General features: G+C 65.7%; 14 protein-coding genes. 12 read left to right on the top strand and 2 right to left on the bottom strand.

Annotation, left to right across the window (positions count from 1 at the left end):
- Positions 1-345 precede the first annotated feature (345 nt).
- The 3 genes from ASE01_RS01145 to ASE01_RS24210 are packed head-to-tail and all read left to right on the top strand — an operon-like array spanning position 346 to position 1,757.
- Positions 346-891 carry a RusA family crossover junction endodeoxyribonuclease gene (locus ASE01_RS01145; RefSeq protein WP_056747958.1) on the top strand — a complete coding sequence of 182 codons (546 nt, stop codon included), beginning with the start codon at positions 346-348 and terminating at the stop codon, positions 889-891.
- 45 nt (positions 892-936) lie between these two features.
- Positions 937-1,593, top strand: coding sequence for a hypothetical protein (locus ASE01_RS01140; protein WP_056747956.1), 657 nt, complete (start codon positions 937-939; stop codon positions 1,591-1,593).
- Positions 1,590-1,757 (top strand): hypothetical protein, encoded by a 168-nt coding sequence (locus ASE01_RS24210; RefSeq protein WP_157537028.1) that lies wholly within the window; start codon positions 1,590-1,592, stop codon positions 1,755-1,757. Before ASE01_RS01140 ends, ASE01_RS24210 begins: the two co-directional genes overlap by 4 nt.
- A 506-nt stretch (positions 1,758-2,263) precedes the next feature.
- Here the strand turns inward: ASE01_RS24210 and ASE01_RS01135 are convergent.
- Entirely contained in the window at positions 2,264-3,949 is a 1,686-nt protein-coding gene (locus ASE01_RS01135; protein ID WP_162260254.1) for an AAA family ATPase, read from the bottom strand.
- A gap of 262 nt (positions 3,950-4,211) precedes the next feature.
- Between ASE01_RS01135 and ASE01_RS01130 the strand changes: the two genes are divergently transcribed.
- Positions 4,212-4,628, top strand: a complete 417-nt coding sequence (locus ASE01_RS01130; protein ID WP_056747951.1) for an SCP2 sterol-binding domain-containing protein — start codon at positions 4,212-4,214, stop codon at positions 4,626-4,628.
- Position 4,629: 1 nt separating this feature from the next.
- Positions 4,630-5,079: a hypothetical protein gene (locus ASE01_RS01125; RefSeq protein ID WP_056747950.1), complete on the top strand. Its 450-nt coding sequence runs from the start codon at positions 4,630-4,632 to the stop codon at positions 5,077-5,079.
- Positions 5,080-5,180: 101 nt separating this feature from the next.
- On the opposite strand, the gene ASE01_RS01120 is transcribed toward ASE01_RS01125, so the two are convergent.
- The gene (locus tag ASE01_RS01120; RefSeq protein ID WP_082605700.1) at positions 5,181-6,461 is read right to left on the bottom strand and encodes a glutamate-cysteine ligase family protein; all 1,281 of its coding nucleotides are present in this window, start codon (positions 6,459-6,461) and stop codon (positions 5,181-5,183) included.
- A 134-nt stretch (positions 6,462-6,595) separates the two neighbouring features.
- Between ASE01_RS01120 and gshB the strand changes: the two genes are divergently transcribed.
- The 7 genes from gshB to ASE01_RS01085 all read left to right on the top strand — a co-directional run bounded on the left by gshB (position 6,596) and on the right by ASE01_RS01085 (position 13,550).
- The gene (gene gshB / locus ASE01_RS01115; RefSeq protein ID WP_200958713.1) at positions 6,596-7,618 is read left to right on the top strand and encodes a glutathione synthase; all 1,023 of its coding nucleotides are present in this window, start codon (positions 6,596-6,598) and stop codon (positions 7,616-7,618) included.
- Positions 7,615-9,015 carry an FAD-dependent oxidoreductase gene (locus ASE01_RS01110; RefSeq protein WP_056747946.1) on the top strand — a complete coding sequence of 467 codons (1,401 nt, stop codon included), beginning with the start codon at positions 7,615-7,617 and terminating at the stop codon, positions 9,013-9,015. The genes gshB and ASE01_RS01110 overlap by 4 nt, the downstream gene beginning before the upstream one ends.
- 116 nt (positions 9,016-9,131) lie before the next feature.
- Positions 9,132-10,364, top strand: coding sequence for a styrene monooxygenase subunit StyA (gene styA / locus ASE01_RS01105; protein WP_056747944.1), 1,233 nt, complete (start codon positions 9,132-9,134; stop codon positions 10,362-10,364).
- Positions 10,364-10,909, top strand: coding sequence for a styrene monooxygenase NADH-dependent flavin reductase subunit StyB (gene styB, locus ASE01_RS01100; protein ID WP_056747942.1), 546 nt, complete (start codon positions 10,364-10,366; stop codon positions 10,907-10,909). Before styA ends, styB begins: the two co-directional genes overlap by 1 nt.
- Position 10,910: 1 nt before the next feature.
- Positions 10,911-11,789, top strand: a complete 879-nt coding sequence (locus ASE01_RS01095; RefSeq protein ID WP_200958712.1) for an MlaE family ABC transporter permease — start codon at positions 10,911-10,913, stop codon at positions 11,787-11,789.
- Between the two features lie 11 nt (positions 11,790-11,800).
- On the top strand, positions 11,801-12,670 hold the full coding sequence (locus tag ASE01_RS01090) for an ABC transporter permease (RefSeq protein ID WP_056747940.1): 870 nt from the start codon (positions 11,801-11,803) through the stop codon (positions 12,668-12,670).
- Positions 12,671-12,737: 67 nt separating this feature from the next.
- Positions 12,738-13,550 (top strand): ABC transporter ATP-binding protein, encoded by an 813-nt coding sequence (locus ASE01_RS01085; protein ID WP_056747937.1) that lies wholly within the window; start codon positions 12,738-12,740, stop codon positions 13,548-13,550.
- Position 13,551 lies beyond the last annotated feature (1 nt).

Here is a 13,551-nt window from a genome sequence, read left to right as displayed (position 1 = left end):
GATCAAGGGCCGAGTCGAGGTGCTCCTCGGGGGCCCAACCGGCATCGCCGGCATGATTGGTCGACTAGGTGCCGCACGAAGATTTCTGGAAGTGCCACTGGTGTGGGGTCATGTTCTTCGTACCGAGCCTGGCTCGGGATCACGAGGAAGATTGTTTCTGCGCTGAGCCGGAACGCTCTTGAAGTCGCGATTAGCATCAAAACGACGCACGAAGTAAGCCTCTCTGGCGTAGCGAAGCGATGAAGAGCCACCGGAGGTCTTCTTCTCCTTTTTTAGTTACTCCAGTAGTAGTAACTAAAACGCGCGTGCGTGCGCGCGAGGTGTGTACAGCCGAAGTACCGGGACATGATCGTCCCCTACTTCGCAGCTCACCTGGACATCACGCCAGTCGCCAAGGAGCGACCTCGTGTGAACCGCAGGTCGGGGACGATCTACACCCCGCAGAAGACCCGCGACTACGAGAAGGCGATCGCTGAGTTCGTCGCAGCTGCAGCGCAGGACCTCCCGGCCGTCAACGAGGACGACGACCTGTGGATCGACAGCCACTTCCACCTCCCCGGCCGCGCCAGGAAGGACCTGGACAGCCTCGTGAAGGCCCTGTGGGACGGGATCACGATGTCCAAGGCCGTCTGGGCCGACGACAAGCAGGTCGTCTCGGCGTCCAGCTCGGCCACGTACGGGTGCGAGCAGCCGCACATCGTGGTCCAGGTGGGCGTCCAGCAGGTCGGCGGTGCGATCGCTCCTCCCAGTAACGCCCGTTCCAAGAGGAAGGCCGCGGCCCCGCCGGCCAGGACCCGCCATCCGGCTACGACCAGTGCACCTGTGGCGGTGCGAAGCAGATCACAGCAGGAACCTGCCGAAACTGCGGAGAAAGTGTCACCAGCCAGGTGACACCGAATAGGCTTTTCTCACCGGCCCAGATCGTGCAGAACCCGCGTGTCTGATGAAGTTCCCGTCCCTCCGACCACCCCGGTCAAGATCGAGGTCACCTCGGTCACGGGACAGAAGATCCAGTTCCTCCACAAGTCCGAGAAGGACTACTACGAGCAGGCGAAGCAGAAGTACCTCGACGAGTGCTCGTTCACGCACGCCAACGACCTGCGCACCGTCGACCGCCTCCTCAACCTGGAGGTCCAGTGCCAGCGCTACCAGTGGTACACCCTCGCCGGCATCCACTACGACGCCACCCTGATCGAGCCCAAGGCTGAGGTCGAGTACCGCCGAGCCATTAAGGACATGCAGACCCAGATCGCTGAGCTGCAGAAGTCCCTCGGCGTCACCAAGGCCGAGCGCGAGGCCTCCACCCAGCGGGCCGACTCGGTGGGCGCCTACATCACCGAGCTCGTGCAGCGGGCCAAGGACTTCGGGGTCATGCGCGAGACCGACAAGGCCATGGAGCTCGCCAACCAGTTGTTCGCGATGGCCGGCGCCTACAAGCGCTCGAACGAGAACGAGCGCCGCAAGATCGGCCTGGAGAACCCCGAGACGATCGTCGACTGGATTACCGACGTGATGCAGCCCGAGTACGAAGAGATCGACCACCACTTTAAGAAAAACGAGGACGGCCAGAAGTACTGGATTCGCCGGCTGTGAGCGCCGAGTGGACCGCCGCCCTGCGCCGCTGGCCGGACGCTGAGCGCCTCGGGGAGGCCGAGTACTGGGACGAGCTCCTTGCCGACCGACCCGACGTCATGCACCGCCTTCTGGCCGACATCTACCGCGCCACCTACGCCTGGGACACATCCTCGACGCCGTAGCCCGCGGCGAGGTCCATAAGGACGAGTGGAGGAATCACCGGTGAGCGCACGTACCTTGTCCGAGGAGGAGTGTTACCTCGCAGCCCTCCTGATGGACGATTCCGGCATCGACCTGGCTGAGTTCAGGACACCGCGCCGGCACAACGCAGCTGGCGGGGTCCGCTGCTGGGCAGACAGGGCAAGATTTTCTACATCTTGAGCTCGGATCGAGTCCCTTGAGGAGCGGCGGCCGCCCTCCCCCCGGTTTCTCCGCGGCAGGCGAAAAGGTGGGGCGGTTGTCACGGCCACCCCTCTCTCGCGATAATCCCCGATTCTGAAAATCAGTAGGGCGATTAACGGGCGTTGAAACTCTGAGTGAGAGCGTGGCGACTAAGCTCGGCGGAGCGGAGGCACGAGGCGCCGCCGGCCAATCCTTCGCTGAGGCCGAGCATCTGCGGCCCTGGACGGACCGGTCCAGGCAAGTGTGGCGGCAGCGAGGCTTCGACCCGCCGCTGATCGTTTGCAGGTCAGGCGTCTCGAACGACCGCTGTCAGACCATTGGCCATGCGGATCTGGGTCGCCAGATCCAGTACGACGCTCAACAACGAGCCACTGATGTCTTCCAAGGCCAACGCCGCCGCGACGTCCTTGGCAATGGTGACTTTGGAGTAGGTTCCCTTCTTCATGCCCTCGAAGGGCTCGTCGAACGGGCCGAACACGGCTGGAGTCCTCAATCGCTTGCCGGCGGTCCGATGGCGAGCAACGACGGCCTCGCGGAAGGTCCCACGCGGCACTAGGTTCTCGACGGTGCGCACCCAGTCGCAGACGATGACCTGTCCGCTGCCTGGCCTCGCCGATTCTTCCTGGAGTCTCACGAGCGTTGGCCGCAAGGCCCCATCCGGTGCGGACTTGTCACTGTCTGCGATGACGACGCAGCGTCGACCAAGGCGCAGCAACTGAACCAGGTCCTCGGTCGCGGGATCGGGTTCGTCCAACAGGTGCACGCCGTCGATGAGGTATCCGCCATAGCTCATGATCGTGAAGTGCACACCCTCGATCAGGTCAGGTGCGGCCAGGGCGAGCCACCTTGACCAGTAGATCCGATCGGATGGCCCTTCGACCCAGATGGTGTAGTTCGACTGAAGCAGGTCCGACGCCATGTACCCAAGGTCAAGGCACACCTGCTGCACCTCAGAGGCTCGGACGGCCGGGGCTATTTGAGTGGATTGGCCATCGTGCGTGACGTGGAAGATGCGCGCGCCGGGCAGATCGAGGACATGGGCGGAATGGGTAGCGATCAGGTACTGGCTGGACGTGTTCGTGGCCAGGAAACGCATGAGCTTTCGTTGCAGGCCCGCATGAAGGTGAGTTTCGGGCTCTTCGAGCAGAACTAGATGGTCGTCGTAGTAGATGCATGCCGCGGCGATCATCAAGACCTGCTTGATGCCGTCGCCCAGGTTGTCGATGTGCAGCATTGCCCCGGCTTGGGCGAGCTTGACGTGGAGGTCCGTTGCGTCGGCGACCTCGAGTTGGGCGGTCGGGTCCTCCAACACGTCCCTCACAAAAGCTTGCAGCTTGGACCAGCGGTCCTTGGCCAAGCTGTAAGCCGGCGTATCGGGCTCCCGGGGCCTCTCCCAGGTGCTCAGCTCGGCGACCAAACCCTCGCCACTGGCGAGATCGGCCTTCTGGCCTTCCGGGGCGTCGCGCATCTGACGAAAGGCCGGGATCAGGACGGAACGAGCTGCGACGTGCGGCGGCACAGGGGCGTTATAGCTGACCGAGTACGAACTCAGGCCAAGGCGTTCCTTGAGAGCGGCGCCTAGCGCGCGTTGATCGAACGCCCCGGTCGTGTTGCTGGCCCGAGGGCGCTCGATCCAAACGCCAAGGCGTCCGTCGTCCATCTGAACGAAGCTGGTCAGGCGCCGACCAGCTTCAGGCTCCCTGATGCTGCATCGACGAAGTATCTCGATGAGTTGGTCGCGGGGGACCGGAACGAGAGTCTCGCGTCGCTCGGTAGGCGTAGTGGTGGTCCGTTCGACTGTCCACGCGGCGGCCGAGCGAAGAATGGTGGATTTGCCGTGGTTGTTTCTGCCAACGAGGAAGTTGACCTTCCCGAGCGGGCCGACCCGAACCTCAGCATCGTTGACGATCCCTCCGACCCCGGCGATTGAATAGCCATGCAGCCAAGAGTCGTTCGCGTCGTTCGGGCGCACGTGTCGTCCTTTCTTGTCCGGGTCTGCTCCGCAAAGTCTCGCCGAAGGTGCGACAGTGCGGGAACACAGGGATCGCGACGTCAGGCGCAGCAAACATCTTAGATAGAAGTTATTGACTGCTAAGCAAGTATCGGCTTGACTGTGGTGACCCCGGTCACAGCGCTCACCGCGCGAGTGACGGTCGGGTCCATCCCTTGGCACGCATCTCCGCCCTCCGGCGGTGCCACGACATGCCGTGCTGCCCATTGATAGGAGTTCCAAGATGGCTACCAAGTTCTTCTCGCAGGAGTGGTGCGACGGCGCCATGGACGCCGCCAACGCCAGTGAGCCGATGTACAAGGGCTTCAAGAAGGCGTCGACCTTCACCAACAAGATGGCCTTCGGCGTCCTCGGTCGGGACGACCTCGTGTCCCACTTGGAGTGGAAGGAAGGTCGGATCGTCTCCTGGACCTCCGGTCGCCAGTACGACCAGGACGAGCTGTGGCTCGACATCAAGGCCGACATGGAGACGTGGAAGGACTTGGCGGAGGGGCGCGCCGAGGCCGGCAAGATGCTGGTGATGGGCAAGGTGAAGTTCGAGAAGGGCCCGATGTCGGCGGCCATCGAGAACGCCGTCGCGCTCCACCACTTCCTCCAGTCGTGGGGTCGTGCGGCCGACGAGATCGACTACGACGTCTGACATGGCCGTTGCAGAGACGGCCGGCTACCCGGTCAAGCTCCAGTCCGGCGACTCCGCCAACGGCGTCGCAACCATCGTCGGTACGCTCCTCGGGCAGAACTTCGAGAACTTCCCTGAGCGGATCGCGCTCGCCAAGCGCACGAAGCGCCCGGTCGCGGTCGTCAGCACTGACACCGACCAGGCTTGCACGATCATGTTCCGTGACCACGGCGCCGTCGTCCACGACGGCATCGTGGGCAAGCCGATCGTGACCGTGCGTGCGAGCGTCGACCAGATCCTGGACGTGTCGCAGCTCAAGATGAAGGCGGGCGGCCTCTGGCCGGTCGGGTTCTTCACGAAGCGCGGCATGGGTGTCCTCGGTCAGATCCTGCGCCACAAGCTGGTGGTGAAGGGCCTGCTGACGCACACGGTGACCTCACTCCGGACCATTGCCCTGGTGTCGGTGGTCTGAGACGTCGTCCCGGCGAGACGGGTCAAGAAGAGCCGCGGACCTTCGGTCCGCGGCTCTTCTGTTGCTCTGCTCGAGATGACGCCCGTCGGCGGGCGCGGGTCTCAGATCGTCCAGGCGGCCTCGTCTGCGATCGCCGGAAGGGGCGACTCGGCCATGGGCAGCATCGTCCCTGCTGCCGGACCGGCAAGGGTGATCGGAAGGGGGAGCCACAAGTGGTCACCGGGTGCGATCCCCCTGTCGGTGTAAGCCTCCAGGAAGTCTCGGACGAGGTCGACGTGGCCGGGGTCGGCGACGCGCTCGACGTTCGCGGAGACGACACTGGAGACCACCCTGGCAGCGGCGCGAAGCCGCCGGTTGGCCAGTCCGTCGCGAGCGGCTGCGACCCAGAGGTCGTCGGTCGCGGGCACTCGGTCGAGGACGTCGTCTCGTACCCCTGCGGCCGCTGCGGTCGCCACGACCAGTGCGGCCGCTGCTCGCAGGCTGGGGGGCAGGGCATCGAGGATGCGGAGCTCCACCCAGCCGCGGGGTCGCACGGGCGGGAAGAGGGTGGTGAGGTGGTAGCGGAAGTCGTCCAGGGTCGGCCAGCCGAGGAGGTGACCCTTGTGGAACCAGTCCGCGAACGTCATGTCCGTGCCCACGGCCACGCCGCACGGGCTGGTCGGGCCCTGGGTCTGGATGAAGAACACCTTGGCGCGCATTGCGTAGTCGAGCCAGTCCGCGGCGGGGTCCTGGCCGACCGCCACGGGCGCTGTCCGAGTGGGATCGATGTTGAGCCAGATTCCCTGTCGCGACGAGGCCCACCTGGTGCCGCCCGCGTCGATCGCGCCGGAGTTGGCGAACATGGCGAGCAGGACGGGAGCGATGTGGTTCAGCACCCGCCACCGGCCGCAGGCGTCCGTCGGGTCGTTGCTGATGTTGACCTGCACCGATGCGGTGTTGCACATCATCCAGCGGCCTGCCGCGCCAGCGCGGTCGAAGTGGGCCTCCATCGCCTTGTAGCGCGGACGGTTCAGGATGCGGTGCGGGGAGCGAATGGCGTCGACGGCTGCCGCTTCGGGCTCGAGCCCGGCTCGGCGCAGCCGTGCGTGGAGCACGGTGGCATCGGCGTCGACGGCGCGGATGGCGTCGCCGACGGAGTGCTCGGGGGCGGAGGACAGTTCGATCTGTCCTCCCGGCTCGACCGTGACCATGCCGGCGGATGGAAGGGGCGCGTCTGCCATGCGCTGGAGCACGTGGAGATCAGGGCGCGCGAGCGGGTCGTCGGATCGACGGACCGGCCACTCGCACTCGAGGCCGACAAGATCCTCGTTCGTGGGCGCGAACATCTGTCGGCTGACGGCCGCCAGGTCGTCGACGGAGATCCCTAGCGTGGCACTGGGCATGTTGCCCCCTCAGGTACGACGGTCGCGAAACTGTTGACCGCTAAGAAAGTTAGTCCTATGGTGATCCACCATACAACAGAGTGACGCCCGTCACGCAAGGCCCGACTTCTCGGGCCCGGAACCTAGGAGATGCGTTGGACCTGCTCCCGTCCCCTGCCAACCCGCTCGACGTGTTGGTCGTCGCCGATCCCGTGCCCGGTCTGAACCCCGCGCATGACTCGACGGTGGCCATCATCGAGGCGGCTCAGCACGAGGGGCACCGGGTGTGGGTCACGACCGCTTCCGAGCTGTCCGTCGACAACGGTCGGCCAATGGCGCAGTGTCGGTCCTTGCGAGTGCTGCCCTGCCGGCTCGACCAGGGGAGGTGGATCGCGCCGCAGGACTGGTTCCACCTCGGAGATCGGGAGTCTCGTCCTGTCGATGACTTCCGGGTCGTCATGATGCGGACCGACCCTCCGGTTGACCAGGTGTACCTCCGTGCCACCTACGTCCTCGACCTGGCCGACCCGACCCGGACCCTGGTGATGAACGAGCCTGCCGGGCTCAGAAACGTCAACGAGAAGTTCTTCGCCCTCCAGGTGCCAGAGCTCGGCCCGGAGACCTTGGTGACCGCCGACATAGCCGAGGTTCTCGAGCGTGTGGAGGCTTGGGGCAAGGCCGTGCTCAAGCCGACCGACGCGATGGCCGGTCGCGGCATACTGGTGCTCGCCCACGGAGATCCCAACCTCGTGTCGATCCTCGAGCAGGCCACGGCGAGGGGCCGGGACCTCGTGGTGGTGCAGCGATGGATCGACGGAGTCGTCGACGGTGATCGCCGCATCATCGTGCTGGACGGACGTCCGCTCGGATCGGTGCGGCGGGTCGCCTGCGACACCGACTTCCGCTGCAACATGGCAACGGGTGCGGTCACGGTTGCCGATGAGGTGACCGAGGATGACCGACGGATCTGTGCTGAGCTGGCTCCGCTCCTACGCCGTCACGGCATCGTCTTCGCCGGCATCGACGTCATCGGTGGGCTGCTCACCGAGGTCAACGTGACCAGCCCGACGGGTGTTCGCGAGATCGATGCGCTCAGCGGGACGAGGCTGGGCGCTGAGGTCGTGACATGGATGGAGGGCGCCGTACGCCGGCGGTTGGCCTCGGGGGCCGACCGATGAGCGCCGAGCGAATCCTGGTCCTGGGTGCTGACGCAGCGGGGATGAGTGCTGCACACCAGGCGCTGCGCACGGCCAAGCAGGTCGGACGCGCCGTCGAGGTGATCGCCCTCGAGAAGACCGACCACACCTCCTACTCCGCGTGCGGGATTCCCTACTGGGTCTCGGGCGAGGTCGAGTCGTCGGACGAGCTGATCGCCCGTGGTCCGTCGAGGCACCGGGAGATGGGTGTCGACCTCATCACCGGAGCGCGGGCCATCGGCATCGACGCGGCGAAGGGCCTGGTGACCTACGAGCACGCCGGCACCGAGAAGCAGTTGGGGTACGACCAGCTCGTGATCGCCACCGGCGCGTCGCCAATCATCCCGGCGTGGGCGAGGCGCGCGGACGGCAGCCTGGTCGGGGGAGTGGCGCCGTGCAAGACGCTCATCGACGGCCAGCAGTGGATCGATCTGCTGCTCGCTGCCGCCGGCGACGGGCCGTCGACGCCTCGCGTGGTGGTGGCGGGTGGAGGGTACATCGGCGTCGAGATGGCCGAGGCTGCACGGATGCGGGGGCTCGAGGTCACGCTGCTCACCCGCTCGGCGGTGATGAGCAGCCTCGACCCCGACATGAGCGCTCGTGTGGAGAAGCAGCTCGCCGAGGCCGGTGTTCAGGTCGCCGGAGCGGCGGAGGTCGTCGGGCTCGAGACCGACGACCGTGGCTGGGTCACCAGCGTCGCGTCGGCCGATGGCAACATTCACCGCTGCGACCTGCTGGTGCTGGCGACCGGAGTGCGGCCGGTCAGTGACTTCGGGACCGCATCCGGTCTCGCCACCGGCGACTGGGGAGGTTTCCGGGCGGAGCCGGACGGCTCCGTCGCTCCCGGTATCTGGGCTGCAGGTGACTGTTGCGAGGTGCGTCACCGTCTCACTGGTGATTGGACCTTCAGCCCGCTCGGCACCCACGCGAACAAGCAGGGCCGCATCGTCGGCACCAATCTGGTGACACCCGGAGTGCGCTCCTTCAATGGCGTGCTGGGCACCGCCATCACCCGTTACGTCCATGGCGACACGCACGTCGAGATCTCGCGGACCGGCCTCAGCACCCGGGAAGCCGAGGCGGCCGGCTTCCAGATTTCCTCGATGGTGACCGAGGGTCGTACGGCCAGCGGATACATGACGGAGGCTGCGCCGGCGGCTGTTAAGGTCCTCGCCGATCCCGGCTCTCGTGCCCTCCTCGGCGCTCAGATTGTTGGCGGGCGCGCGGCGGCCAAGCGCATCGACACCGTGGCGGCCGCGCTCTGGGTCGGCGCGAGCGTCGACGACCTCGCTGAGGCGGATCTCGCCTACGCGCCGCCCTTCGCCACTGTCTGGGAGATCGTCCAGCTGGCTGCGCGACGCCTCGCCGACGCGCTCTGACGCCCCTATTCCTAGAGCGCGGGTGACGACCGCCACAAAAAAGCGTGACAAAGAAGTTACTTAGCACTATCTTAGTTCTTACCAATCGTGAGACCCAGAACACATCAGGAGTGAGGATGTCCAAGAAGATCGGAATCGTGGGGGCCGGTACGGGTGGTCTTCACCTGGCGCTCCACCTGCAGCAGGCTGGCGTCGACGTCACCCTCTACAGCGACAAGCGTGTCGAGGACTACCGCGACATGCGCCTGCCCAACACCGTCGCCCACTTCTCCGTCACGATCGACAAGGAGAAGGCACTCGGCGTCAACCACTGGCAGGCAGGCGAGGTGGGCTACTTCGGCCACCACTACTACATCGGGCTCCCCGAGCCGATGCGCTTCTACGGCGACCTGCGCTCCCCGAGCCGCGCCGTCGACTACCGCATCTACCTCCCGGCACTGCTCCAGGACTTCATCGACCGGGGCGGCAACGTCGAGTACCGCGCCATCCAGGGAGACGACTACAAGGGCCTGGCCGAGGAGTTCGACCTCGTGGTCGTCTCGACCGGCAAGGGCACCGGCGACATGTTCCCGAAGATCCCCGAGCTCTCGCCCCACACCACGCCCCAGCGCCAGCTGTGTGTCGGCATCTTCAAGGGCATCGCGCAGCTCCCGTCGCGCTCGGTGACGATGTACTTCTCGCCCGGCGCCGGCGAGATGATCGAGATCCCGACCCTCACCTTCAACGGACTCCAGAACGCTCTCGTGATGGAGAACCTGCCCGGCGGCGAGCTCGAGATCCTGGCCAAGACCAAGTACGACGACGACCCCGAGGCCTTCAAGACCCTGCTCCTCGAGAAGCTCGCGAAGCACTACCCGACCTGCTTCGAGCGGATCGACCAGGCGGAGTTCGATCTGGCCAACAGCAGCCTGGACATCCTTCAGGGCGGCGTCGTCCCGGCCGTCCGGCAGACCTCCGCGGTCCTCGAGGGCGGCACCATCGCCCTCGCGCTCGGCGACGTCCACAACACCGTCGACCCGATGCTCGGCCAGGGTGCGAACGCGGCGGCCCAGGCGGCCTGGATCGTCGCGGAGGAGATCATCGCCAACGAGATCTTCGACGCCCGCTTCGTGCAGAAGGTCGACAACCGTCGCAACGACCGTGTCCACGCCGCCACGCAGTGGACGAACGCGATGATGGCGAACCTCGAGAGCTTCCCGCCCGAGTTCGGCATGTTCGTCGGCGCCGTCGCCCAGGACCGGACCCTGGCCGACACGTTCACCGACAACTTCAACCACCCGCAGAACCAGTGGGACATCTTCTCGTCCCCTGAGCGGGTTGCCTCGTTCTGCCAGTCGGCGAGCGAGTGATGACCGGCCACGCCACCCAGACCCAGGAGCGCGACCTCGTGAGGGAGCAGACGGTCGATGCGGCCGATTTTCGGCGGCACGTTTCCCGGTTCGCCACCGGCGTGGCCGTCATCAGCTGCGAGGACCAGGACGGTGGATTCCATGGCGCCACGGTGAACAGCTTCGTGTCGCTGAGCCTGGAGCCGGCCACCGTCATGGTGTCGCTCCGGCCCGGTCGTGCGCACGAGATCGTGCGCACGACCGGGCGCTACGGAGCGAGCATCCTGCTGGAGGACCAGCACGGTGCGTCGAACCACTTCGCCCGTGCCCGCGACGGTTCGGTCGCGCCCGAGTTCCTCAAGCGCGCCGCGGTGCCCACGCTCAAGGACTGCCTCGCCTGGTTCGAGTGCGAGGTGTTCGAGGAGGTGCCCGTGCACGACCACATGCTCTTCCTTGCCCGTGTCACTGCCTGCGGCAGTGGTGAGGGCGTGCCCCTCCTCTTCTACGCCAGCCAGTACCACTCCCGGCCCTCGCCCGTCGACCTGACCGCGAAGGAGCGAGACTGACATGACTGCCAGCGATGGGGCGCAGGCAGTCACGGAAGAGACTGCGAACAACAAGCCTGCTCCACGGTCCCGTGCCGACCGGACCAAGGCGCCCAAGCCCATGTTCGGCGAGCGGACGCTCCTTCCCATGGGCGAGATGGCGATCCTCCTCGGACAGGTCCTCTGGAGTGCCGTCCGGCACCCGCGTGGCTACTGGGGGTCGGTCCGCGACGTCATGTTCGACGCGCTCAAGCTGTGCTGGATCCCGCTGACCATCTCCACGGTGGCCTTCGGATTCGGCGCACCGGGCCTCCAGGGCGGAAACATCTACCTGCTCTTCGGCATTCCGGAGCGACTCGGATCGTTCTTCGTGATGGCCAGCGTCCGCGAGTTCGCACCGTGGATCAACGCCATGATCGTCGCCGGCGTCGTCGGTGCGGCCATGACGGCCGACCTCGGGGCCCGTCGCGTCCGCGAGGAGATCGACGCGATGGAGGTGCTCGGTGTCGATCCGATCCGGGACCTCATCGTTCCCCGCGTCATCGGCGTCACGCTGATCACCGGGCTTCTCGACCTCGTCGCACTCACCTTCGGCGTCATCGGCGGCTACCTGGCCAGTGTGCCGGTGCTCGGAGCGAGCACGGGCGCCTTCCTCGCCAACTTCTATGCCAACGCGACACTTCCGGACCTGTGGGGAAGCGTCCTGAAGACCACCATGTTCGGTCTGATCATCGGCGTCGTTTGCTGCTACAAGGGACTACACGCCAAGGGCGGCCCCATCGGTGTCGGCAAGGCCGTAAACCAGGCCGTGGTCATCTCGTTCGCGATGATCTACATCACGAACTTCCTCTTCACCGCGATCCTGCTCGGGCTCAACCCCGACATGCAGGTCTACAAGTAGGCGGGCTCGTCATGACTCAGGTACTCGAACCGCGCCCGGACGAAACGGTCGATCTGACGCCTCCCAAGCCGGAGGACAAGGAGATCACCCTCGAGTCCTCCTGGAACTCGTGGAAAGCCTCGCTGGCCACCGCCGGCGACATCACGAAGTTCTCCGCCGAGACCGTCCGCGAGCTTCCGACGCTTCGCCTCTACTTCACCGAGATCCTCCGGCAGTGCGGCATCCTGATCATCGCCAGCGGAGCGATCATCTGGTCGATGCAGTTCGTCATCGGCACGATGTGCGGGACCGAGGCAAGCTACACCCTCAAGGCCATCGGCGCCCCGCTCTACACCGGCGTCTTCACCGTCTACTGCGGACTGCGCGAGATGTGTCCCTACATGTTCGCCTACATCGTGGCGGCCAAGGTCGGGTGCGGACTGGTGGCAGAGATCGGCTCCATGCGGATCGCGGAGGAGATCGATGCCATGGAGGTCATGGGCATCCGGTCCCGCAGTTACCTCGTCGGAACCCGCCTGGTCGCGGCCTGGATCGCCATGCCGTTCCTGTACAGCGTCGGCCTGGCCGCCATGTACGTCGCCGAGTGGCTGGTCTGCGTCGTCCAGTACGGCACCGTCTCCCCAGGCGGCTACTCGCTGATCTTCTGGATGTTCCAGAACCCGCTCGACTACGGCTACTCGATGGCCAAGGCGATGATCATGGGCACCACCATCGTCCTGGTGGGCTGCTACTACGGGTTCACTGCCAAGGGCGGCCCGGTCGGCGTCGGTGTGAACACCGCCAAGTCGATGATGGTCAACATGGTCCTGATCCACGTGATCGGACTCCTCACCACCCAGCTCTTCTGGGGCATGGCGCCCAACGCGCCCATCGCGAACTAGCTCCATCCGGCTGCTGAGAGCCGGTCCGAAGGCCTTTGCCTGCCCACAACGAGAACCAGGAGTCAGCATGACTGCCGTCCTCACCGCTGCATCTGAAAGCCCCACTGTCGTCCGCGAGGCGTCGCCGACGCACAGCATGCAGGTGCGCAACCTGCACAAGAAGTTCGGCTCGTTCGAAGTGCTCCAAGGGCTGAACATCGACTTCGTCGATGACGCCATCACCACGGTTCTCGGCCCGTCCGGCACCGGCAAGAGCGTGCTGCTCAAGCACTTGGTCGGCCTCCTGGAGCCCGACCAAGGGGAGGTTCGCGTCTTCGGACAGGACATCTGGGCGATGAGCGAGCACGAGCGCTACGAGCTCCGCAAGCGGTTCGGCGTCCTGTTCCAGGACGGCGCCCTGTTCGGCTCGATGAACATCTTCGACAACGTCGCGTTCCCGCTGCGCAAGCACACGGACATGGCGGAGTCGGAGATCGGCGACTTCGTCATGGCCCGCATGCAGGAGGTGGGCCTCGAGCGTTCCGCCCACAAGTACCCCAGCGAGGTGTCCGGCGGAATGCGCAAGCGCGCCGGCTTCGCCCGCGGGCTGATCCTGAATCCCGACATCGTGCTCTTCGACGAGCCGGACTCGGGACTGGACCCGGTGCGCACCAGCCTGCTGTGCGACCTGATCAAGCAGATGCACGAGGAGCACGGCGGGACCTACCTGCTCGTGACCCACAACATCTCTGCCGCTCGCGCGTGCAGCGACTACGTGGGGATGATCTGGAAGGGCAAGCTCGTGCATTACGGCGACTGCGAAGAGGCCTTCGCGAGCGACGATCCCTTCGTGCGGCAGTTCCTCGCCGGCGAGTCCGCCGGCCCTCTCGGAATGGACTGAG

The organism is Nocardioides sp. Root190 (genome assembly GCF_001428565.1).
Lineage (GTDB): Bacteria > Actinomycetota > Actinomycetes > Propionibacteriales > Nocardioidaceae > Nocardioides.
The sequence above is the reverse complement of the archived record's forward strand: the minus strand, read 5'-3'. Positions and strand labels throughout refer to the sequence as shown.